Here is a 21,586-nt window from a genome sequence, read left to right as displayed (position 1 = left end):
TCGAATTTGATTGAGGGATAAACGTACGGCGAGTCCCGATTCACGGAACCTTCTGGAGGTGGTTGCTGTTTATATGGCGGCGAGCATGCTTTCACTGTCCTTGATCAGATTGCCGGTGCGGAGTTGGTCCGCGCAGTGCAGGACGACCTGACGGTCGCGCAGGATTTACTGACCCTTGGAAGTGACTTTAGTGCCGAGCAGCGTTGGCATTCTGTTCGCCAATGTACGTTGAATACCCATCCAGCTATTCTACGTGACCACACCCCCTCACTATCTACACTGCCGAAGATAGCCAAAACACCTTCGGCACGCCCGGGATGACACGCATGAACCTTCAATCTCGCAACAACATAAAAGTGCTGGGTGAAGGTCCTTCGACACTGATCTTTTCCCACGGCTTTGGCTGCGATCAGACCATGTGGCGTTATCTGCTCGACCACTTCACCCCTCGCTTCAAGGTTGTACTGTATGACCTTGTCGGTGCGGGCCAGTCAGATCTGGACGCGTATGATCGGGAAAAATATAACTCGTTGGCCGGGTATGCCCATGACCTGGGCGAAATCATCGATGAGTTCGGCACTGGCGAGGTCATTCTGGTTGGCCACTCCGTTAGCGCCATGATTGGTGCCTTGGTGGACCGCCAGTCCCCCGGAAAAATTGCCGCTCACGTGATGATTGGCCCTTCGCCCTGCTACATCGACGCCGACGACTACGTGGGCGGATTCAAACTCGAAGACATCCATTCCCTGCTCGACACCCTCGACAGCAACTACCTCGGCTGGTCCAGCACCATGGCCCCCGTGATCATGGGTGCGCCCGGGCAACCGGCGCTGGGCGAAGAACTGACCAACAGTTTCTGTCGTACCGAACCCGAGATCGCCAAGCAATTCGCGCGTGTGACATTCATGTCGGACAACCGCAAGGACGTCGCGGGCCTGATCACACCCACCCTGATCCTGCAATCCACCGACGATCTCATCGCGCCCGTCGCCGTGGGTGAATACTTGCAGGCTGTACTCCCCAACAGCACGCTCTGCTTAGTGGCCAACGTCGGTCATTGCCCACACATGAGCGCACCGAGCGCCTGTTCCGAAGCCATGGACAGCTTCCTGTCGCCGTGGGTGGGCACTGATGTCGACTGATGAACCGCCACTGCCCGACCCGCAAACGCTATTTGAAGGTGCTCCTTGCGGCCTGGTGGTGACGAAAGAGGACGGCACGATCCTGCGCGCCAACCTGACGTTCAGTTACTGGATAGGCTTCGACTCCGACGCGTTGATCGGCCGGCGTTTCCAGGACCTGCTGACCATGGGCGGCCGCATTTTTCATCAAACCCACTGGGCGCCACTCATGCGTATGCAAGGCTCTGTGGCCGAGGTGAAACTCGATCTGGTGCACAAAGACAAACATTCCGTGACCATGCTGCTCAATGGTGTAAGACGCGAGCATGCCAGCGGCGCCTTTTATGAGTTGGCGCTGTTCGGAACCACCGATCGCGACAAGTACGAGCGTGAACTGCTCAGTGCCCGAAAAATCGCCGAAGACTTGTTGCGGGAGAAAACCGCCGCCGAAACGGCGCTCCAGCAAGCCCAGCGCGAACTGAACACGGCCTACGAAAAAGCCAAACGTCGTGCCACGTTCGCCGAACAAATGGTCGCCATCGTCAGCCACGACCTGAAAAACCCGCTGACCGCGATAAAAATGGCCTCTGACATCCTTGCCCGAGGCGAACACACTGCCAAACACGTCAAAATGCTCGGCCACATCAGCCAGTCGGCCAGCCGCGCCGAACGGATGATTGCCGACTTGTTGGACTTCACCTTGGCCAGAGTCGGACGAGGGATTGCGATCACGCCTGCTTCGGTTGACCTGCACGCATTCGTCAGCCTGAGTGTCGACGAACTGCGCATTACGTTTCCTGAGGCCACATTGCTGCATCAACGCGTTGGCTCGGGCAGTGCTTACCTTGATGCGGATCGGGCGCAGCAGATTATTGGCAATCTGGTGGCTAACAGCGTGGCTTATGGTGATTTGAAACAGCCGATCATCGTTACTTCACGTATCGAAGAGGATCAAGCCGTTGTGTGGGTGCATAACCAAGGTGCGGTTATCCCAGCGTCGCTGATGGCCACCTTATTCGAGCCTATGACCCGTGGCACGACCGACAGCGACGCCCGTAGCGTAGGACTCGGGTTGTTCATCGTGAGGGAAATCGCCAGGTCACATGGCGGGGACGTGGCGGTCAGCTCAAGCGCCGAGGAAGGCACGACGTTCGATGTCCACTTTCCGAACATCCAAATTTAAAAACCTCGGTCAGACAGCGAAATAGACCGTCCAACCTTCAGTACCTGTCGACGTATCAGCCGAAACCCATCTCGACGCATCAAAAAAGTTTGAACGGCTTTTGGACGCGCTCGCCTAATGATCAGCGTGTGGAGATTCCCACAGGCAATGTGCCAATACCGGCAGACTCCAAGAGGTGGTCAACATGGCTAAAGACGAGAAGCAAAGCAAAGGTGTGTCTTCAAAAGCCAGCAAGGATTTGAAAGACAAAAAGTCATCACCGGTCAAGAAATCAGCGGCGGCGTCGGCTCTTTCGAAATCTTCCGACAAGAAAGACAAGAAAAAAGATGTCGAGCCAAAGAAATCTGCAAAAAAAGCTGATAGCAAGCCAGAAAAGGCCAAGAAATCAGACAAGGCAGACAAGCCGGCGAAAAAGAAAAAGTGATATCTGCTATCCGCTAGGGCTTTACGCCCTAGCTTTCTCACGCTGTATGCCTTCGATGTCGCCACCGGCAGCAATGGGTTGTGGATTCAACCGGTGAGCATGGAAGTTCGGTTGAGCCATTCCCCGCCCGGCGTATTGATCGAGCGCGGAACCTGATTGCTTTCGTTGGGCGGATAACGCGCCAGCGGTATCCGCCGTGGAGGGGCCGGCGTATTACCTATTGTGGGTTATGCGCCCTACGGTACTAGCGATGGTTGCGGTAGCGTTCGGTCAAGGACTGCACGAGGGTGACGTAGGATTGCGTCTCGGCGTAGGGAGGCACCCCGTTGTACTCGACCACGGACGCTTCTCCGGCGTTGTAACCTGCCAACGCCAGCATCTGGTTGCCGTTGAAGCGCTTGAGGAGCCAGGCCAGGTAGCGCACGCCGCCACGAATATTCTGTCGTGCGTCAAACGGATCGTCCACGGCGAAGCGCTCGGCAGTGGCGGGCATCAACTGCCTCAGCCCCTGGGCGCCGGCTTCGGAAATGGCATTGGGGCGAAACGCCGATTCGGCATGTATCACGGCGCGGACCAGCGCCCGGTCGACACCATATTGACTCGAAGCGGCTTCGATCTCCCGCCGATAGGATTGGGTGTCCAGGCGCAGTGAGGTGACCTTGAAATCCTTCGGCGCCATGCACAGATAGCAGCCCTTGATGTAATAGAGCTCAAGGACATCGACCCGTGCGGAGATCCCGACGGGGCGCCGGCTCACATATTGACGAATACCCTTGTGGATGAAGGTCCACACCCGAATCCGCACCGCGCCTGAGTTGTCGTCCTGCACAACCCGTGGCAGGGCCATTGCGTTGGCGCCGCCGACACCGGCGCCCGCCATGCCATTCAGGCGAGTGCAGCGGGCGCTGGCGATGGCTTGGCTGGTGTAGCTGATGGCTCCGTCCCTGGCTTGGCACTTGAACATGGCGCTGGCGCACAGTGGAGCGACCAGCAAGGCCAGCTCCATGCAGCCAAGAAGGCTCTTGCGAGCCCATCGCCATGCTCTGGAACTCATTACATCGCTCCCGCGCCGCAGGCGCCGATCAGGCCTGGGGCGCCTGGCCCGGGCGCTGCCGTTGAAGGGCCTACTCTGGGTGACCCGCCTTTTGTTCTGATAGTTATACCCCTTGTAACCGGCCTTGGAACTTGCGTTGACGTACGGGCTGCCGGCGTTCCCAGGCGAGGCGCAGGCCTGATTGCTCGCACGACGCGGCGCGTTTCGATACCGTTTCAGCAATGGGTGAGGAACTGGAACAGGCGAACATCCGGATATCCGCCTGCTCTTGCGCGACAGGATCAGTCGCCGTAGACATTGAAGCTGAAGTATCTGCTGGCGATTTTGTCGTATTCACCTGACTGCCGGATCGCGACGATCGACGCGTTGATTTTCTGCACCAGGTCGTCCTGACCTTTTCGCACGCCGATCGCGACACCGTCTCCGATAATGCTCTTGTCCGTTATCGGTGGCCCGGCAAACGCGTAACCAGTGCCTCGAGGCGTTTGCAGTAAACCGATATCGCCTTGAACCGCCGCCTGGAAAGAGGCTTGCAGGCGACCTGTGATCAGGTCCTGAAAGATCTGATCCTGAGTTTGGTAAGACTGAATTTGAGCGCCTTTCGGGGCCCACACGCTTTTTGCGTACGCTTCCTGCAATGAACCCTGGATGACCCCGACCGACTTGCCTTTCAACGAGTCGTCATCCGGCAGAATCCCGGAATCGGTTTTTGCAATCAATGCAGACGGGGCCACGTAAATCTTGTTGGTGAAGTCCACCTGCTGACGGCGCACGGGCGTAGCGCTGAATGCCGAGAGAATGGCGTCGAACTTCTTGGCCTTCAACGCAGGGATCATGGAGTCAAAGTTCTGCTCGACCCATACGCACTTGACTTGCAGGTTCGCGCAGATGGCCTCCCCGAGATCGATGTCGAATCCACTCAGGGACCCATCAGGCATCTTCTTCTCGAAAGGCGGATAGCTTGGGTCTACACCGAACCTCAGAGTGGGCTCGGCTTCGGCGCCGAGTGCAACGAAGAGGGATGCCAGGGTAAGTGCTGATGCAACTTTCTTGTTCATGTCAAAGCCTCGCTCTACGGGGTTGATATTTCATGAATCTTTATTAAGAAAGCACTCGGCCAGACGGACCCAATATTCCGCGCCGCGCATGAGTATTTCGTCGTTAAAGTCGTATCGGGGATCATGGATCATGCAGCCCCCTTCCCCGTCTCCATTGCCCAGAATCAGGTAACAGCCCGGCCGCTCCTGCAGGAAATAAGCGAAGTCTTCGCTGCCGTTAAAGGGGGTGACGTTTTCCAGGACCTCGGCATCGCCCAGCCAGTCCCGCGCCACGCTTGCGGCAAATGCCGTCGCGGCGGGATCGTTCACCAGCAAGGGATAATCCGCGCTGTATTTGATCTCTGCGGTGGCGCCGTAACTGGTCGCTTGCGACTCGATCACGCGAGTGATATCGATCTCGAGCTGATCGCGAACTTGCTGATTCAGCGCGCGCACCGAGATGAGCATGTGCGCGCTGTCCGGGATCACATTGGACGCCCGACCAGCATGGATCGCGCCCACGGTGATGACACTCATCTCCTGAGGAGAGACGGTTCTGGAGACCAACGTCTGCAAGGCCATGATGATGCTTGCGCACACCACGATCGGGTCGACGGTCAGATGGGGCATCGCACCATGCCCGCCCTTCCCCCGAATGGTCACATCGACCTGATCGGCCGATGCCATGAAGGCGCCCGGACGAAAACCGAAGGTCCCGGTCTTGTAGCCCGGCATGTTATGCAGGGCGAACAGTGCGTCACAGGGAAACTGCTCGAGTACGCCTTCCCTGATCATCTGGCGCGCCCCGGCCAAGCCTTCTTCCGCGGGTTGAAAAATCAAGGTGAGCGTGCCATCGAAGAGACTTCGCTTTGCCAGGGCATAGGCAGCCCCCAGCAGCATCGCCGTATGGCCATCATGGCCACAGGCATGCATTTTTCCGTCGACCTGGCTGCGATAGGGAAGGTGCGTGTCTTCATGGATCGGTAAGGCATCCATGTCGGCACGCAGCCCGATCTTGCGAGTTCCGCTTCCTCGGGTCAGCACCGCGACGACGCCGGTCTTGGCGATCCCTCGGGTCACTTCGTAACCCCATGAGGTCAGCCGTTCCGCCACCAGATCGCTGGTCAGGTACTCCTCGTAGCCCAACTCTGGACGGGAGTGAATCAAATGGCGTATCTGCTGAATTTCATCTTGAACTTCAAGCAGTTCAGGTATGGGTGAGGACATTGGCGTGCTCCTACTGGACAAACGCTAGGAAAATAAAGGGCTGCAAAGGCCGCGGGGGCGCCAGGTTCAGCGCACTCACATACGCCACGGCTATTTCAACCGCCCCGACAGGAACTGGCCCAGACGCTCACTCCGGGGATTGGTCAATACCTCGGCAGGGTTACCCTCTTCTTCCACCAGGCCCTGATGCAAAAACATGACGTGATTGGAGACATGTCGAGCGAACCCCATTTCGTGGGTGACCACGACCATGGTTCGCCCTTCTTCGGCCAGCGCTTGCATGACCTTGAGGACCTCACCGACCAGTTCGGGATCAAGCGCGGACGTGGGTTCGTCGAAGAGCATCACCTCAGGTTCCATGGCGAGGGCTCGGGCGATCGCGACCCGTTGCTGTTGTCCGCCAGACATGTGGGATGGGTATTTGTTTTCAACGCTCGCGGCAAGGCCCACTTTTTCCAGGTATTTGCGAGCCCGTTCCTCTGCGTCTTTTCGGCTCAGCCCCAGCGCATGGATGGGCGCCTCGATGACGTTTTCCAGCACCGTCATGTGCTGCCAGAGGTTGAAGTGTTGAAACACCATCGCCAGCTTGGTTCTCACCTTCTGAAGCTGCCTGGGGTCCGCCACGATCATCGAACCTGACATGTCCAGTCGGGTCCTGATTTCCTCGCCGCTCACGGTGATTTTCCCGGCACAGGGCTGCTCAAGAAAATTGATGCAACGCAGGAAGGTGCTTTTACCTGAACCGCTGGAACCGATGATGCTGATCACATCGCCGGCTTTCGCATTCAGAGAGACGCCTTTCAACACCTCGTGAGGGCCATATTTTTTGTGGAGGTTTTCTACGTTCAGTTTGTACATCGTCCTCTCCATCAATGTGTTTGAGGCTTCAAAAACGCGAGCCAACGGGACTCACCCTTACGGAACAACCAGACCAGCCCAAAAACCATCACGGCATAGAGCACCGCAGCGATGCCGAATGCTTCGAAGGTTGCATAGGTTTCAGCGTTGACGTCTCTAGCCACTTTCAAGAGGTCGGGCACGGTGGCGGTGAACGCCAGGGTCGTGGAGTGCAGCATGAGGATGACTTCATTACTGTAGGCCGGCAGCGCTCGCCTCAACGCCGAGGGCAGAATCACCCGTTTGTAGACCTTGAACGGCGACAGGCCGTAAGCCCGGGCGGCTTCGATTTCCCCATAGGGCGTGGCCCGGATGGCCCCTGCGAAGATCTCGGTCGTGTAGGCACAGGTGTTCAACGCAAACGCCAGTAACGTGCAGTTGAAGCCCTCTCGGAAGAAAGCATCCAGCAAAGGCTGGTCACGTACATAGCTCAGGCTGTAGACGCCGGTGTATAGAACAAGCAATTGGATATAGAGCGGCGTACCTCTAAAGACATAGGTGTAGAACCACACCGGCACGCGAATGAACGGGTTCTTCGCCACCCGCGCCACCGACATGGGAATCGAAAGCAGGAAACCGATGGCGATCGTGGCGACCAACAGCCATAGCGTCATGGTAACGCCGGACAGCTGGTAGCCGTCCGTCCACAGGTACGCTTTCCAGTATTGGGCAATGAACTCATGCATGTTCATAGGTCCGCCTTCCTCACGCCCGCCGAATAATGAATCTGCAGCCAGACGAGAACACCGTTGGAAACGGTGGTAATCGCCAGGTAAATCAGCCCCCCTACCAGACTGAAGTAAAAAAGCTGCATCGAGCTTTTACCGGCGTCCTGGGTCACTTTTACGATGTCTGTTAAACCGATGATGGAGACCAAAGCGGTCGCCTTGACGACCACCTGCCAGTTGTTGCCAATGCCCGGTAGTGCGTAACGCATCATTTGCGGGAACATGACTCTGCGGAACGCCGTCGCCGGCGTGAGGCCATAAGCGATCGCGGCTTCGTGTTGACCTGCGTGAACGGACTGATACGCCCCACGAAACGTCTCGGTGAAGTAAGCGCCGTAAATGAAACCGAGCGTGATGACCCCTGCCAGAAACGGGTTGATGTCGATCTGATTAAAACCGAGTGCCTCGGTGATGTTGTTCAGCCCCATTTGCAGGCTGTAAAACAACAGCAGCATGATCACCAGATCAGGCACGCTGCGGATCAGCGTGGTATACGCCGTCGCCAGATTTCGTAGCGTTCGACTCTTTGAAAGTTTGGCAGATGCGCCTATCAAGCCCAGCACGACCGAGAACAGCATGGACAGTAATGCCAGTTTGATCGTGGATATTGTCCCGTCGAGGATCATCGACCCGAACCCTTCTAGAAACATGGCACTCGTTCCTATATGAAATGATCGTGCGTGATGGGGGCCCAGGAAAAGCTCGGGGGCCCATCGTTGAATTCAGCAAAAACCGTGAACTCAGTTGTAGATGTCGAACGAGAAATACTTGTCGGCCAGCTGTTTGTACGTGCCGTTTTCATGCAACGCCTTGAGCGCCCCGTTGATGGCAATCTCGAGCTCCTCGTCTCCCTTGCGCAGCCCGATCGCAATGCCTTCGCCCAAGATCTTTTCGTCTTTCACTTCTGTCTTTGAGAAGGTGTAGCCCGCGCCTTTGGGCGTCTGGATAAACCCGATATCCGCCACGGGTGCGTCCGTCAGCGTGGCATCCAGGCGGCCAGACATCAGGTCTTGATACACCAGATCCTGGGTCTGATAAGACCTGATGACAACACCACCTGGGGCCCAGGCCGATTTCATGTAAGCCTCCTGCGTAGTGCCTTGCGTCACCCCCACGCGCCTGCCTTTCAGCGACTCGACCGTTGCATCGAGCTCGCTGCCCTTTTTGACGATGAGCTTGGTCGGGGAGTTATAAAGACGATCGGAAAAATCGATCTGCGCTTTACGTTTTTCGTTGATCGACAGTGCGGACATGATCCCGTCGAACTTCTTCGCACGCAGCGCCGGAATGATGCTGTCGAACGACGTTTCGACCCATACACATTTCGCTTTGAGCTGGGCGCAGATGGCATTACCGAGATCGATATCGAAACCCACGAGGCCGCCGTCAGGCGCCTTGGACTCGAAAGGCGCGAAGGTCGGGTCCACACCGAACTTGATTTCCGTCAGGTCCCTGGCCATGACACCGGACGAAACGACAGCCAATACCGTAGCTAACACAATCTTTTTCATATTTTTATCCTGCATAGCTAATCAATGGTTTTTACATGGGATTAACGTTCTTCGATCACACACAGACGGTGCCTGCCATTCGCCTCCTCATCCTCCAAATAGCCGGCCATCCTCACACTCGCGCCTCGGATCATGGCTTGGACCAGAGCAACGGAAACCGTGCGTGTTCCATCCTGGCCCCGGCCGCGAGTTCAGCTTCGAGCCCCGGGAAGTCGGGGGATGTTTTCCACTGCCGTGGCGCATGAGTAACGTCATCACCGATGAAACGCACCGAGAACGCGCGCCGACGTCTGTTGCCCCCCACCCCACCAGAGGCATGCAATGTGAGCATGTGGAAAAACACGACATCGCCCGGGTTGAGCTCCCAACCCAGAATGTTCCATGCACTCCGATCCGCTTCGATGTCAGGCAGGTCGCTCAAAGTGCCCTCGGGAAACCACTGGGCCTGACTGTCCATGAAGCTACGGGGCATCAGCCAGGGCCCCAGATGCGATCCGGCGACAAACTCCAGCGTCGACTCGCGGGCGACCGGGTCAATCGGCATCCACATGCTGCAGTTCTGACGGCCATCGACGTTGTAGTACGGCTGGTCCTGGTGCCAAGGGGTGCGTTGACGCGTGTTCGCTTCCTTAACCAGCAGGTGGTCGTGATAAAGCCTGGCGGTGTCACTGCCCATCAGTTGCGCGGCAACATGACCGACCCGGCTTTCGAAGATGAAGGTCTTGTAGGCATCGATGTCTTCCCAATTGCAGAAGTCCTCGAAAAACCAGCCAGGATCATCCGGGCGGCTGGCGACCTTGGCGCGAGCGCTTGGGTGCCTGAGATTTTGCTCGATTCCGGTTTCCAGCAACGCCACTTCTTCTGGAGAGAACAGTTGGCGAACACAGACTGCACCATCACGTTGAAACGCCTCCTCCGTTCCGGCGGGAAGTTTAAATGCTGAGACTTTTTCCATAAGGCACCTCTAAGCAAATACGTTACTTGTTAAATGAAAGTTCAATGTTCATTCGCCGCCACGCCACCGCCCAACTCACACTGTCGACAGGCCGTTAAAACAAACTTCACCCACTTATAGTGTTTAACTCACGAGTTTGTTGTAGTGATAACGAAGATGGTCTTCTATAAAAGAAGCGATGAAGTAGTGACTATGGTCATAACCCTGACGCACCCTGATCTCGAGTTCGCAACGACTGTTGCTCATCGCCCCCAGCAACGTGCCCGGCTTAAGTTCTTCATCGAAGTATTCGTCGGCGCCGCCAAACTCAACGAGGATCGATAAATTCGACTGGCAACTCGCTAATAACTCAGAGGCGTCCCAAGAAAGCCAGGATTGTCGATCGGCACCCAGGTAACCCGAAAAAGCCTGGATCCCCCAGGGAGACCTGGCGGGATTGCAGATCGGTTCAAACGCCGATATCGAGAGATACTTCTGCGGGTTTCTCAATGCACAGACCAATGCTCCGTGACCGCCCATCGAGTGACCGGAAATGCCACATCGACCCGACGTCGGGAAATGGCTGTCGATCAGCTCGGGAAGCTCATTCACAACGTAGTCGTACATGTTGTAATGATCTGACCAGGGTTTTTCGGTTGCGTTGACGTAGAAACCGGCGCTTTGCCCGCACGTCCACTCTTCGGGAGCCGAATCAGGAACTTCGCTGCCGCGAGGGCTGGTATCAGGGGCGACAATGATCAGGCCCAAGTCCGCTGCGACACGAAGCGCACCCGCTTTTTGAACGAAGGTATCTTCATTGCCCGTCAGCCCTGCCAGCCAATAAAGAACAGGGAGGCGAACACCAACGTCAGCCTGCGCAGGGAGAAATACGGAAAAGGTCATCTCGCACGCCACGACGCTAGACGCATGCCTGTACTTGTTTAAATGGCCGCCAAAGGTTTTATTGCTGGAAATAAGTTCCATAGTCATCTCTCGCGCTGGTGACAGCGCGACCGTCGACAGAACTCAATTACCTGCCGACATCGCACTCATGCAGGCCGAGCGAACAGTCACTCGACCCTACTGCACTTCGAGGGCTCAGACGGGCCTGAAGCAGTAAGCGGCCAGCTTGTTGCCGTCCAGATCACGAGCGTAAGCGGCGTAGGCATGTGGCGCCCAACCGCGAGGACCTGGCGCGCCTTCACAGATACCGCCAGCAGCCAGGGCAGCCCTGTGGAATGCATCAATCGAAGCGCGATTCGGTGCTTCGAAACTAACGGTCACACCGTTCCCTACACTGGCAGACGCACCATTGGCAGGTTTGAGGACGAAGAAGGAAGGTGCAGCTTCACCCCAGATCGAACCGTTATCATCAAGGTCGGCAATGCGCTTGAGATTCAACTTGCTCAAGACTTCATCATAGAAGTCACGGGCTTTATTCAAATCATTAGTACCGACACTAACGTGTGTAAAAATGGCCATATCCGCCTCTCTTTTAATTGTTATTTTTGGTTGTCGATCAATCTAATGGCCGCTCTTTCGCGACTGCATCATCACTGCCTTCGCCGTCAGTGCATCCCTGCCCGCTGTTAAAACATTACGTAGCCAACTCAGCTCAGCGATGCAAACTTGCGGTTGATCCGAAAAACCGGCGAAACTTCAAATTCGCAGTCGTTTTGGAAGTAGTCATGACTCTTTCCGATCGGTAACCGCGTTGCTTTAACGTGATCGCAGTATTGCTTTTCGCCTTCAATAGGAAAAGAATATATTTCCTATTCTTGAGTATAAAATAAATTGATAGGCTTCTCGTTCAGACAACTCGAGTACTTCGTGGCAGCGGCCGAGCATGGAAGCATCAGCGCGGCCGCCAGGGCGCGGCATGTCTCGCAGCCGTCCGTTTCCATCGCCATCTCGCAACTGGAGGATGCTGTGAATGACCGATTGTTCCGGCGCCAGGTCAGTCGAGGGCTGGAGTTGACGCCCGCTGGTACACGCTTGCTCAGTCAGGCGAGAGATATCCTTGGCATGGCCGCGAAAATGAGCGTTCAAGCTGACTCTCAGCCTCAAGTGCTGCGCGGAAACCTGTCGCTGATCTGCTTTCAGGATTTGGGGCCGTACTACGCTCCGCGCCTGCTGTCGGGGTTCAGAAAGGCGCATCCTGAAGTTGAGGTCACGTTGTTCGAAACGGATCTGGCGGGCGTTCACAGGAGCATCACCGCAGGGAAGGCGGAACTGGCGCTCACGTACGACCTGGGGCTGGATCCACTCCTCCCCCGCAAAGTGCTGGCGGAACTGACACCCTATGCGTTGTTATCGAAGGATCATCGATTGGCCACGCACGATGCCGTTTCGCTCCATGAGCTTGCCAAGGAATGCCTGATTCTTGAGGACATCGCCCAGACTCGCGAGTATTTCCTGTCCCTGTTCTGGGCCCATGACCTTCAGCCGCGCACCCAGCAGTACACCCAGACCTTCGAAATGCAGCGAGGTCTGGTGGCTCACGGGTACGGCGTGGCGCTGTCTTGCACCCGGCCTGTCGGCGATCATTGTTATGACGGCACGCCCCTGACATGCCTCCCGGTCATCGAAGACGTATCACCTCAGCGAGTGGTTCTGGCCCAATCCCGGGCGATGCATCCATCACCGGTCGCAGAAGCCTTCGTCAACTGGGTCGCCAATGACTGGCAAGAACGACACGACTAAAGCACTGGCGAACAAACACATCATTTCAGCAGCCGAAATAGTGAATTGAGATTGATGCGGGTTCCGCGCACAAACCCGTTGCAGGCGCATTGATTCATCACTCGTCGGGATTGATTGTGCCCTGACAGAAAGGTCACGCCACGGTGTGCACTCAAATCCATATCAAGACTGGAACCTGCGAAGGCAGACACCCGTTGTGAATGCCTCCGTTCAGCTTTAGCTGGTCAATCGGGTAAGCGCGTCTCTATTTATTCCCCATCAACCGTTGAATCGCCACCCTGTTTGCCGAGAAGCCAGCACACGATGCCCAGCACAAGTGTAGCGAAACCCAGCGCGGCAATAGTAATGGCTGGTGTAGTCATCGAATCCAGAATCACGAATTTGCGACTGAGCGCCAACAGAGCGATCAGCAGAACAGTTTTCACCTGGACGATGCTGTCACGTCGTAGCGCTGGGCGAACTATCGAATGCTTGAATTCCAGCGCAATCAGGACGGTAAAAATCGAGCCAAAAATCGACTGGAACACTTCATGGTCGAGCGGATCGATTGTCCCCGATATCAACATGGGAAGCAGGCGCCGACAGAGCTGGAGCATCGCCATGAGGATCACACTGGCGATGATAAGGCTCAGGGCGAAAACGATTAGCTGCTCGAACCTCTCATAAGCATTCATCAGCGCCCATTGCACCCGGAAACGTTTAAAAGAGGAGTCTGGTTCTGATAGCCCGCGCTTCGCCATGGACGAATCCTCCAGTTCATGGCCATGGAGCCCGCGCCATGGCCCTACGACGGGCGAGATAGTGACGGTTTTAGCCATTTCAAGAGCCACCAGTATCATCTATCCCGGAACCAGTTGCATCCAGAAGGTGAGCCAGTCCGGGAGGCAATTTGGTCAAGGTGGTCGAGCTGATCGGGCGGGTCTTCGCAAACTCAATGTTGAGGATGTCACACCCATTATCCAGACACTTGGTCAGGCTGGATTTGCCAAAAGCAGCCGCCTGGAGCGCTCTCCACTTCCCCTGCACAGAGAATTTCGCACGTGCAACTCCAAGGAGGCGATTAATGAGCTATACCCGCTAATCTCCCTTTGCAGTTCTTTGGAGGTTGGCAATGAAGCCTGGAAACTCACTGGCAGCGCTAATGGTCATCGCAAGCCTCGCCGGCTGCACCACTTCAACGGACCATGGCGTGAGCATTCCTTTGGTGGCTACGCGGCATAACACCGGTCAGATCGGCAATGTAACGTTGGCTGACTGGGACAACAAAACCGGATTCAGTTTTTTCATCAGCGGTGTTCCGAGCGGAGCATCCCTGCCCTTGCGCCTCTATACCTTCATCAATAAAGGCAGTTGCCAGCAACCCGGGCCCGTCGCCTTTGCAATGAATGATCATGTGAACACCGAACGCCAAGCCATACGCGGCTGGGCCTTCTCTAGAAGCGCACCTGTCGCAATGCAGGTTCTGCTTTCCGGTGAGTATTCCGTGGTCGTGCGAAGTGCACCGGACAGCGGTAACGTCGATATTTTTTGCGGGGATATCAAGCAAGGAGGTTTGGCGAAATAGCTGGAAAATAGACATCAGGTGAACCTTCAGCCTCAAGTTTCGCCATTTTTTGTCGACGTAGTCCTGACTATCCAAGGAACGTAAGACATGAACGGTAAACGTATGTCGGTTTGCATCAGCCTTTTCTTCGCACTGAAGGGTACGTGCCTGGCGGCCGCCCTGACACCCGGCACCGTCCAGTTTCATGGCAGCATTGTCGAGCAGGGCTGTACGTCGCACACGAGTATTCACGCCAAGTTTGAGCTGAGCGGCTGCCCTCCCCTTGGCCGCGCCGCAGCGATGAGTGTAAGCAACATAAAGCCGGTCTCTAGCGTCAGCGCTCCGGGGCACTCGAGCATCAATGTCAAACTTCTGGTGGACAGTGGTCAGAAGGATCACTACGACAATCAGCAGTATGTGTTGGTGGATGGTGCCGACAGGCCGGTACGTTCCGGGATGTACCTCGTTACGTTGAGCATGCCTTAGCCACGAGTGGCACGACCGACTGCATGTGATTTGAGAAACTCAAAAGCGTCTGCATAGCCGACTCGGTTTTTTCCAACAGACTTCGCTAAAGCCTCTTCGCCGAGCCTCGCCTCGGCAAGCGAACGGCCGTCAGCGTCGTACACACCGACGAAGCCTTCATCTACCAATCCTTGAAACAAGCCGATCGCGATGGTCGAGCTCTTGCCGTTCTTATGCTGGAAGTCGTGACACTCCGCCTCGGGGTATTTGGCAAAAAAATTAAAAAAAATCTCGCCACGAGTTTGCATACGAACCTCACTAATTCGGCTGCCCGTCTGGCCACCGTTGTGAATGCGCAATATCTGCAATCGATGGAGATTGCAGGACAGAAAATCAGGTGTCCGCCCACTGCGGCCCAATCCCGTGCGCCATGCTCCCCTGCGTGGGCGGACTGGGCAATCGTAACGGCTCAGGCCCGCTTCAGCTTTAAGACTGTTCTGATTTTTAACGCCATACCCTCCTGTCTCGGATGCCACGCCGATATCAGATTCCTCCTAAATACACGCATTACGGAAGTCGGTTCTGATGCGAAATCACCTGTGGAGGAATTACTGTGAGACGCTTACTTATTGCTTGTGTCATAGCGTGCTGCTCAACCGCCCATGGGGCCGAAATAGCTGTCCCGCCCTCTCCCACCCACAAATACTCGATTGTTTCAATCGGCCGAGCGGACCCCCTTCGAATTGTCGTCACAAAAAGAGACTTTGGTGGTTTCTCGATGTACATAACACAGGAGTTCAATTGCAGAGACTCAACGGTGCGTTATGTTGGCTCAAGCACAAGCCCGACTGTTTTAAAACCTGGAGGGCGGGACAAATACTTCACAAGAGCGGCTGATAATCTGGTGACACTGGAGCTACTGACTGAGGTCTGCAGGAAGACTCCGAATTCGCCGAAATCCCGTCTCGGTAAAGAAGCCATTTGAAGCCTCTGCTCTCTTCCTGAAAACATGAGCACGACAGGTGCCGGGTGCAGGCTTGGCACTCAATAACTAGCGGGGCAACCTCTCTTGAATGGGCGCGTCAGTCAGGTCGTACCAGTGTTCTATCAGAACCCCAAGTACCCGGGCGTATGCTTCGTCACTCCAATCGACCTGCTCGCGCAAGAGCTGTTCCAGGGCTTCGGCGGATTGAGCCATGTTCGTCCATTTCAGAACCAGCGTCGCACCGTGCAGCCGATGCGCAGCACGCAATGCGAGATCGCCTTCACGTAACGCCATAGCCGTGAGCAGGTTGTTCAAGTCCTTATGCACCTCTTCATGCACGACTGACAGTTCCAGCACTTGGGGAATCACCGGTTGTACCTGCTGAACCACGGCCACGTTGCACCACAGTTCAATAACTTCCTGCAGTTGGCTCAGCCGGATTGGCTTACTCAACGCTCCATCCATCCCGGCGTCAAAACAACGCTCAAGATGCTCATTGCCGGTAAGCGCCGAAATGGCAATTATCGGGCAGTGAGGCCAGTGATGAGTCAGCTCCAGATCACGAAATTCACTGGTCAGGCTGTAGCCGTCCTGATCCGGCAGGTTACAGTCCATCAACACCAGATCGACCCGATTCGCAGTGAACAGCGCCAGCCCTTGGGCGCCATCGGCCGCCAGCAACGCCTCGCAACCAAAACCCTGAATCTGCGCGCGCAGCACTTCCAGGTTAGCCAGGGTATCTTCCACCACCAGAATTCGCGGGCCGCTGTCGACTACAGGTGTTTCAGTGGTAGGGGAAACCGCTTCGTCCACCACCGGCACATCGAGATCCGGCGCCATGGCGACCCGCAAAGAAACCTCGACGGTGGTGCCTGCACCAGGTTTGCTCCTCAGGGTCAGTTCGCCGTGCATTAACTTGACCAGCTCACAGCAGATCGCCAAGCCCAGGCCGGTATCACCCGTGTGCTTGTCAAAGTGTCCGGCGCGGGCATTGGGTTGAAACAACGAAATTTGCGCGCTTTCAGACAGACCGATGCCGCTGTCAATGACACGGATTACCAGCTGCTGCGGACTGCCTGCCTGGTCCTTGAGCAGTTGCAAATCGACCTCGACCCCGCCCGATTCCGTGAACTTGATCGCATTGGAAACAAGGTTGTGCAGGACCTGAGCCAGACGTGTGTCATCCAGCAACAACGCCGGTATGGCTCGCTCGCCGGTAATGTTCAGCGCCAAACCTTTTTCCGTGGCGCGCAGTTGATTGAGGGCCACCACGTTTTGAACCAATGCGAGCACGTCCACGGGCTCCAGGTTGAGCTTGAGCTGTCCGGCTTCGAGCCTGGAAATATCCAGTACATCGTCAAGCAACCGTAGCAAGGCATTGGCACCGTGGTTAGCCAGGTCGGTGAAATGTCGTTGTTGCTCATCGAGCGGGGTGTGCCCCAGCAACTCTACAGCGGCCAGCACAGCATTCATGGGTGAACGGATTTCATGGCTCATGACCGCCAAAAACATGGCTTTTTCCCGCTCGTTGCGTATGGCCCGGCGACGCTGTTGGCGATTTTGCCAGGCCACCGCCAACAACAGCACAATCACCACCATCAGCAGCAGCAATTCGCGGTCGAAATAGTCGGCGACTTGTTCCATGGACGGACCATCCAGGTCCATGTCAGCAAACCAGCTGTCATAGATCGCCTTGTTTTCATCCAAACTGATGGAGCTCAACGCCTTCTGTAAAACAGACAGCAGGATCACCTGATCCGCACGCACGGCCATACCGATATCGGTATGTAACGCCGGTACTCCTGCGGAAATTTGCAACTCGCCCTGAAACCGCCGGTACAGATAGGGAATCAGCAATCCCTCGGAAGCCAGTGCTGCGTCAGCGCTGCCATCCTTGACCATCGTCAGCATCTTGACTGAATCCCGGATGCTGATGATCTTCACGCCAGGTGCTCGATCGCGTAGCACGGTCAAGTATCGCGTAAACCCCGGAACGACTACGGTTTTGCCGGCCAATTGTCCAAGGTCAACGATGCGGGCATCACCGACCCGGGTGACAACGATCGCCGAAGTGGTGTGATAAGGCGTGGTCAACAACAGCCCCGGAGCGTCCGCCTTGTTATGCGTATTGCGAGCGGAGGACACCAGGTCGACTTCGCCGTTCGTCAACGAGTCCATATGAACACTGTCTTCGGGGTCCGCGACGAAAATAAAACTCAACCCTGTCCTCGATGCAATCACCTTCAGGTATTTGGAAGACAGTCCATGCAACCTGCTGCCGCTCATGTATTCGAACGGCACAAGATTATTGAATACCGCAACACGCAACACCGGGTGGGTGGCAATCCAGTCGCGCTCCTCTTGGGTCAACGACAGCTCTGGCAGTTCGTCCGCATTCAACGATGGAGAACCACCCAGCAAGAAGCACAGGAGCAGGAGTACCATCAACACGCCGCGATAAACCATGCTCACCGCGCAGCTACCACTCATGGCCTGTACCGTGGCAAGGCATCAAAAGACTGATCGCCGCCCAGAACCTGCCAGTGTTGTACCAACGCCTTCAGTGCTTGCAGATAACCTGGGTCGTCCCCGCAAATGTCAGCCCGCAACAAGCCTTCAAGGGTTTCTCCGGCTGTGGCCAATTCAGTACAGTCCAGGATCAGCGCAGCGCTGTGCAGGCGAATAACAGCGTGCAAGGCCGCCGGGCAATCACGCAACGCGCTGGCCTTGATCAGGCTGCCCAGGTCACGGGCCATTTCCCGGGTCACGGCTGCCTGGTCGAGCACCACCTCTAACGAAGCCTCGCCAGGAACCACCAGCGTCACTTCGCACCACAATTCGATGACGTCTCGCAATTTGGCCGCGCGCAGGGGCGTGCTCAAGACGCCATCCATCCCCGCATCGAAACAACGTTCAAAATGCTGGACACCGGTCAGGGCCGAAAGGGCAACCATCGGGCAATGTGAATGGTGCAGTTGCCGTTCGACGTTGCGCAGTTCGCGGGCCAGGCTATAACCGTCCTGGTCCGGCAAAACGCAGTTCATCAACACCAGGTTGAAGGGGGTCTCACTGAACAGCGCCAGCGCTTGAGTGGCGTTCGCAGCCACCACCGGCCGGCAGCCGAAACTACTGAGCTGCGCGCGCAGCATTTCCTGATTGGCGAGGGAATCGTCCACCACCAGAATGCGTAAGCCACTGTGGGTCGACGCCAACGGTTGCGCCAGTAGGGCCTCATCGACAAGCCCCGAGTTGGGTTCCTGCGCGAGCGCCACCGGCAAGCTGATCGTCACCGTCGTACCAATCCCGGGCTCACTGTCGAGCTCCAGCTTGCCCTGCATCAAGCTCACCAGTTGGCGGCAGATGACCAGACCCAGACCGGTCCCGCCTGAGCGCTTGTAGGATTGGCTGGCTTGCGCATAGGGGCGGAATAGAGACGCCTGAACCGATGCCGAAATACCAATGCCGGTGTCCCGTACCTCGATCACCAATTGCCGGTCTTGACCGATCTTCGCCTCCATCAGGTCAAGGCTGATCTCGATGCCGCCGGCATCGGTGAACTTGATGGCATTGGAAATCAGGTTATGGAAGGTCTGCGCCAAGCGTGTGCCATCCATCAGTAACAGAGGCAGATCTGCTTTGGTGCTGACTTTCAGTTGCAGGTTTTTTCCCCGTGCATGCAACCAATGCAGGTCTACCACGTCCTGGATCAGTGCCTGAATATCGACCGGTTCAACGCTGAGGCTCAATTGCCCCGCCTCCAGCCTGGACACATCCAGCACATCGTCCAGCAACCGCAACAAGGAATTGGCGCAGCTGTTGGCCAGTTGCGTGTAACGCCGTTGTTGCTCATCGAGCGAGGTGTTCCCGAGCAACTCCACTGCGGCCAGCACGGCATTCATGGGTGAGCGGATTTCATAGCTCATCACCGCCAGAAACATGACCTTTTCCTGCTCGCTACGCACGGCCAGTCGACGCTGGCGATGACTCTGGTAGACCAGTACAAACAGTATGATCAACGCCACTCCACCCAGAATGAGTACATGCAAATAACTCCGGGTGATGGTCTGCATCGAAGGGATATCCAGGTCAAGCTCACGAAACCACTTTCGATAGATCTCCTTGCGTTGCTCAGCGGTAATAGCCTCCAGGGTCTTGTCGAGAATCGAATACAGCATCAACTGATCCGCACGCACGGCCATCCCCACGGCCACTTGCTCGTTGCCGACGACGCCCGACGCATGCAGGATGCCCTGAAACTGCCGGTACAGATAAGGCATCAAGAAGGTTTCTGAATCAACGGCCGCATCCGCAGTACCGTTCTTCACCAATGTCAGCATTTCCAGAGAGGAGTTGCTCTTGATCAGGCGAGCCTTGACTGCCTGCTCATTGAACATGGCTTGGTAGCGCTCCACATCAGGAATCACCACGGTCTTGCCCGCTAATTGCTTGAACTCGAGGACCTCGGGGCTACCGACTCGAGTGACAATGATCACCGAGCCGGTGCGATAGGGGGGCAGTGCCCGGACCGCAGGTGTCCGCGCATCCGAGTTGTCAGGATAGAAAGACAGCAGGTCCACCTGCCCTTCCAGCAATGCTTTGATACGCGTTTTCGGCGTGCTGCCAGGAACATAAATGAATTGAAGGCCAGTTTCGCGGGCAACGAAATCCAGGTACTGCGCCGACAGCCCATACAGCGTCGACTCGCTCATGTATTCGAACGGAATCAGCTTCTCGACCACCCCCACTCGCAGCGGCGGTTGCTGCTTGATCCATTCCTGCTCCTCGGGAGTCAGTTCGACTGACGCTACAGATTCCTGCACCCCAAACGGCAAGCCCCAAACCAGCAACACCAGAAGAGGTGCCGCAAGCCGGGCCAGCCTGCTCATGACTGGCCTATTATTTTCTTTAGCTTGAACAGTTCGTTATTGGAGGTCACCCCCAATTTACGAAATGCCGAGGCCTTCTGTGTGCTGATGGTCTTGATGCTGCGATTGAATTTTTCGGCAATGTCGGTGACCGTCATGCCCGCGAGAAAACAACGGATCACTTCCTGTTCACGAGCGGTCAGATCTGCCTGCTGCATCGGGTCCGCTACCTGACCATCACCCACGGCGGTGGCGCACACAACGGCCTCGGCCACTCGATAGGACATGTCGGGGCTCAAATACGCCGCACCCCCGGCAACCGTACGGATGGCCTTGATCAATTGCTCGATCTTTTCCCCTTTACCAACAAATCCCCTGGCACCAACCCGCATGGCCAAGGCCACGGTGGACGGGTCGTGATGGGTCGACAGTACCAGTATGTGACAGTCCGCAAACTTGATCCGCAACGCGCGGATCAGCGACACACCATCCAACTCATCCGGGCCAAGCGCGAAGTCCAGCAGCAAAAGATCGGCGGGCGTTTTGGCCAGTCCGGCGATCAGGTCACGGCTTCTTTCATAGATGCCGACCACCTCAAATCCCTTTTCTGCCGTGAGGCTGTTCACCAGTCCATGGCGCACGATAGCGTGGTCATCCAATAACGCGATGCGGATGCTTTTCATAGCGCACAAATCCATTCGACGAAACGCACAGGGCGCATTCCAGTCTCAAAAAGTATAAGCAAAAAAATCCAAATGACAAAAATCGGGAAGAACTTGCATCAATGAACAATCAACTAACCCGTCAACTGTAAAAAGACCCGCGCACCAAAAGCATGACCCGCGAAATCGAATCGAACATTAATTATTCAACATAAAAACACCAATCGACCGTCACTTTAAGTTGTCA

The 21,586-nt window shown here is 56.1% G+C and carries 21 protein-coding genes; 6 read left to right on the top strand and 15 right to left on the bottom strand.

Features of this window, described 5'->3' with window-relative positions; genetic code table 11:
• Nucleotides 1-326 precede the first annotated feature (326 nt).
• From AEQ67_RS09385 to AEQ67_RS09375, 3 genes are all read left to right on the top strand, one after another.
• Nucleotides 327-1,142: an alpha/beta fold hydrolase gene (locus AEQ67_RS09385; RefSeq protein WP_059403602.1), complete on the top strand. Its 816-nt coding sequence runs from the start codon at nucleotides 327-329 to the stop codon at nucleotides 1,140-1,142.
• Nucleotides 1,132-2,304: a PAS domain-containing sensor histidine kinase gene (locus tag AEQ67_RS09380; RefSeq protein WP_059403601.1), complete on the top strand. Its 1,173-nt coding sequence runs from the start codon at nucleotides 1,132-1,134 to the stop codon at nucleotides 2,302-2,304. Before AEQ67_RS09385 ends, AEQ67_RS09380 begins: the two co-directional genes overlap by 11 nt.
• Nucleotides 2,305-2,479: 175 nt before the next feature.
• Entirely contained in the window at nucleotides 2,480-2,728 is a 249-nt protein-coding gene (locus AEQ67_RS09375; protein ID WP_082377803.1) for a hypothetical protein, read from the top strand.
• Nucleotides 2,729-2,972: 244 nt separating this feature from the next.
• Here AEQ67_RS09375 and AEQ67_RS09370 read toward each other — a convergent pair whose 3' ends face one another.
• From AEQ67_RS09370 to AEQ67_RS09325, 10 genes are all read right to left on the bottom strand, one after another.
• Nucleotides 2,973-3,782, bottom strand: coding sequence for a lytic transglycosylase domain-containing protein (locus AEQ67_RS09370; protein ID WP_059403599.1), 810 nt, complete (start codon nucleotides 3,780-3,782; stop codon nucleotides 2,973-2,975).
• A gap of 281 nt (nucleotides 3,783-4,063) precedes the next feature.
• Nucleotides 4,064-4,840 (bottom strand): ABC transporter substrate-binding protein, encoded by a 777-nt coding sequence (locus AEQ67_RS09365; RefSeq protein WP_059403598.1) that lies wholly within the window; start codon nucleotides 4,838-4,840, stop codon nucleotides 4,064-4,066.
• A 30-nt stretch (nucleotides 4,841-4,870) separates the two neighbouring features.
• A complete protein-coding gene (locus AEQ67_RS09360) occupies nucleotides 4,871-6,046 on the bottom strand; it encodes a M20 aminoacylase family protein (protein ID WP_059403597.1) in 1,176 nt (391 codons plus the stop codon).
• A gap of 90 nt (nucleotides 6,047-6,136) precedes the next feature.
• Nucleotides 6,137-6,904: an ABC transporter ATP-binding protein gene (locus AEQ67_RS09355; RefSeq protein ID WP_059403596.1), complete on the bottom strand. Its 768-nt coding sequence runs from the start codon at nucleotides 6,902-6,904 to the stop codon at nucleotides 6,137-6,139.
• Between the two features lie 11 nt (nucleotides 6,905-6,915).
• Nucleotides 6,916-7,629, bottom strand: coding sequence for an ABC transporter permease (locus tag AEQ67_RS09350; RefSeq protein WP_059403622.1), 714 nt, complete (start codon nucleotides 7,627-7,629; stop codon nucleotides 6,916-6,918).
• A 2-nt stretch (nucleotides 7,630-7,631) separates the two neighbouring features.
• Nucleotides 7,632-8,321: an ABC transporter permease gene (locus tag AEQ67_RS09345; protein WP_059403595.1), complete on the bottom strand. Its 690-nt coding sequence runs from the start codon at nucleotides 8,319-8,321 to the stop codon at nucleotides 7,632-7,634.
• A gap of 90 nt (nucleotides 8,322-8,411) precedes the next feature.
• Nucleotides 8,412-9,182, bottom strand: a complete 771-nt coding sequence (locus AEQ67_RS09340) for an ABC transporter substrate-binding protein (RefSeq protein ID WP_059403594.1) — start codon at nucleotides 9,180-9,182, stop codon at nucleotides 8,412-8,414.
• 130 nt (nucleotides 9,183-9,312) lie between these two features.
• Entirely contained in the window at nucleotides 9,313-10,137 is an 825-nt protein-coding gene (locus AEQ67_RS09335; RefSeq protein ID WP_059403593.1) for a phytanoyl-CoA dioxygenase family protein, read from the bottom strand.
• Nucleotides 10,138-10,260: 123 nt separating this feature from the next.
• Nucleotides 10,261-11,106, bottom strand: coding sequence for an S-formylglutathione hydrolase (gene fghA / locus AEQ67_RS09330; protein WP_059403592.1), 846 nt, complete (start codon nucleotides 11,104-11,106; stop codon nucleotides 10,261-10,263).
• Between the two features lie 108 nt (nucleotides 11,107-11,214).
• The gene (locus AEQ67_RS09325; RefSeq protein WP_059403591.1) at nucleotides 11,215-11,598 is read right to left on the bottom strand and encodes a VOC family protein; all 384 of its coding nucleotides are present in this window, start codon (nucleotides 11,596-11,598) and stop codon (nucleotides 11,215-11,217) included.
• Nucleotides 11,599-11,910: 312 nt separating this feature from the next.
• Between AEQ67_RS09325 and AEQ67_RS09320 the strand changes: the two genes are divergently transcribed.
• Nucleotides 11,911-12,819 carry a LysR family transcriptional regulator gene (locus tag AEQ67_RS09320; protein ID WP_059403590.1) on the top strand — a complete coding sequence of 303 codons (909 nt, stop codon included), beginning with the start codon at nucleotides 11,911-11,913 and terminating at the stop codon, nucleotides 12,817-12,819.
• Between the two features lie 248 nt (nucleotides 12,820-13,067).
• On the opposite strand, the gene AEQ67_RS09315 is transcribed toward AEQ67_RS09320, so the two are convergent.
• Complete coding sequence (locus tag AEQ67_RS09315; RefSeq protein ID WP_059403621.1) at nucleotides 13,068-13,559, bottom strand: phosphate-starvation-inducible PsiE family protein; 492 nt, start codon at nucleotides 13,557-13,559, stop codon at nucleotides 13,068-13,070.
• A 371-nt stretch (nucleotides 13,560-13,930) separates the two neighbouring features.
• Between AEQ67_RS09315 and AEQ67_RS09310 the strand changes: the two genes are divergently transcribed.
• Together AEQ67_RS09310 and AEQ67_RS09305 are read left to right on the top strand one after the other, a co-directional pair.
• Nucleotides 13,931-14,383 (top strand): hypothetical protein, encoded by a 453-nt coding sequence (locus tag AEQ67_RS09310; protein ID WP_059403589.1) that lies wholly within the window; start codon nucleotides 13,931-13,933, stop codon nucleotides 14,381-14,383.
• 87 nt (nucleotides 14,384-14,470) lie between these two features.
• The gene (locus AEQ67_RS09305) at nucleotides 14,471-14,848 is read left to right on the top strand and encodes a type 1 fimbrial protein (protein ID WP_059403588.1); all 378 of its coding nucleotides are present in this window, start codon (nucleotides 14,471-14,473) and stop codon (nucleotides 14,846-14,848) included.
• Here the strand turns inward: AEQ67_RS09305 and AEQ67_RS09300 are convergent.
• From AEQ67_RS09300 to AEQ67_RS09285, 4 genes are all read right to left on the bottom strand, one after another.
• The gene (locus AEQ67_RS09300) at nucleotides 14,845-15,135 is read right to left on the bottom strand and encodes a hypothetical protein (protein ID WP_059403587.1); all 291 of its coding nucleotides are present in this window, start codon (nucleotides 15,133-15,135) and stop codon (nucleotides 14,845-14,847) included. The two genes, AEQ67_RS09305 and AEQ67_RS09300, sit on opposite strands and share 4 nt — an antisense overlap.
• A gap of 743 nt (nucleotides 15,136-15,878) precedes the next feature.
• Complete coding sequence (locus tag AEQ67_RS09295; RefSeq protein ID WP_152974820.1) at nucleotides 15,879-18,302, bottom strand: ATP-binding protein; 2,424 nt, start codon at nucleotides 18,300-18,302, stop codon at nucleotides 15,879-15,881.
• Nucleotides 18,299-20,698 (bottom strand): ATP-binding protein, encoded by a 2,400-nt coding sequence (locus AEQ67_RS09290; protein WP_082377802.1) that lies wholly within the window; start codon nucleotides 20,696-20,698, stop codon nucleotides 18,299-18,301. The genes AEQ67_RS09295 and AEQ67_RS09290 overlap by 4 nt, the downstream gene beginning before the upstream one ends.
• On the bottom strand, nucleotides 20,695-21,360 hold the full coding sequence (locus AEQ67_RS09285) for a response regulator transcription factor (RefSeq protein WP_059403585.1): 666 nt from the start codon (nucleotides 21,358-21,360) through the stop codon (nucleotides 20,695-20,697). The genes AEQ67_RS09290 and AEQ67_RS09285 overlap by 4 nt, the downstream gene beginning before the upstream one ends.
• Nucleotides 21,361-21,586 lie beyond the last annotated feature (226 nt).

This window comes from Pseudomonas sp. RIT-PI-q, from assembly GCF_001297125.1.
Lineage (GTDB): Bacteria > Pseudomonadota > Gammaproteobacteria > Pseudomonadales > Pseudomonadaceae > Aquipseudomonas.
Note: the sequence above shows the minus strand (reverse complement) of the source record. Positions and strands in the feature narration are given on the sequence as shown.

Coding starts and splice junctions, on each gene's coding strand:
- AEQ67_RS09335 (WP_059403593.1), bottom strand. CDS start 10,137: ATGGAAAAAGTCTCAGCATTTAAACTTCCCGCCGGAACGGAGGAGGCG.
- AEQ67_RS09365 (WP_059403598.1), bottom strand. CDS start 4,840: ATGAACAAGAAAGTTGCATCAGCACTTACCCTGGCATCCCTCTTCGTT.
- AEQ67_RS09345 (WP_059403595.1), bottom strand. CDS start 8,321: ATGTTTCTAGAAGGGTTCGGGTCGATGATCCTCGACGGGACAATATCC.
- AEQ67_RS09340 (WP_059403594.1), bottom strand. CDS start 9,182: ATGAAAAAGATTGTGTTAGCTACGGTATTGGCTGTCGTTTCGTCCGGT.
- AEQ67_RS09290 (WP_082377802.1), bottom strand. CDS start 20,698: ATGAGCAGGCTGGCCCGGCTTGCGGCACCTCTTCTGGTGTTGCTGGTT.
- fghA (WP_059403592.1), bottom strand. CDS start 11,106: ATGACTATGGAACTTATTTCCAGCAATAAAACCTTTGGCGGCCATTTA.
- AEQ67_RS09310 (WP_059403589.1), top strand. CDS start 13,931: ATGAAGCCTGGAAACTCACTGGCAGCGCTAATGGTCATCGCAAGCCTC.
- AEQ67_RS09370 (WP_059403599.1), bottom strand. CDS start 3,782: ATGAGTTCCAGAGCATGGCGATGGGCTCGCAAGAGCCTTCTTGGCTGC.
- AEQ67_RS09360 (WP_059403597.1), bottom strand. CDS start 6,046: ATGTCCTCACCCATACCTGAACTGCTTGAAGTTCAAGATGAAATTCAG.
- AEQ67_RS09295 (WP_152974820.1), bottom strand. CDS start 18,302: ATGAGTGGTAGCTGCGCGGTGAGCATGGTTTATCGCGGCGTGTTGATG.
- AEQ67_RS09315 (WP_059403621.1), bottom strand. CDS start 13,559: ATGGCGAAGCGCGGGCTATCAGAACCAGACTCCTCTTTTAAACGTTTC.
- AEQ67_RS09380 (WP_059403601.1), top strand. CDS start 1,132: ATGTCGACTGATGAACCGCCACTGCCCGACCCGCAAACGCTATTTGAA.
- AEQ67_RS09285 (WP_059403585.1), bottom strand. CDS start 21,360: ATGAAAAGCATCCGCATCGCGTTATTGGATGACCACGCTATCGTGCGC.
- AEQ67_RS09325 (WP_059403591.1), bottom strand. CDS start 11,598: ATGGCCATTTTTACACACGTTAGTGTCGGTACTAATGATTTGAATAAA.
- AEQ67_RS09355 (WP_059403596.1), bottom strand. CDS start 6,904: ATGTACAAACTGAACGTAGAAAACCTCCACAAAAAATATGGCCCTCAC.
- AEQ67_RS09350 (WP_059403622.1), bottom strand. CDS start 7,629: ATGCATGAGTTCATTGCCCAATACTGGAAAGCGTACCTGTGGACGGAC.
- AEQ67_RS09300 (WP_059403587.1), bottom strand. CDS start 15,135: ATGCAAACTCGTGGCGAGATTTTTTTTAATTTTTTTGCCAAATACCCC.
- AEQ67_RS09305 (WP_059403588.1), top strand. CDS start 14,471: ATGAACGGTAAACGTATGTCGGTTTGCATCAGCCTTTTCTTCGCACTG.
- AEQ67_RS09385 (WP_059403602.1), top strand. CDS start 327: ATGAACCTTCAATCTCGCAACAACATAAAAGTGCTGGGTGAAGGTCCT.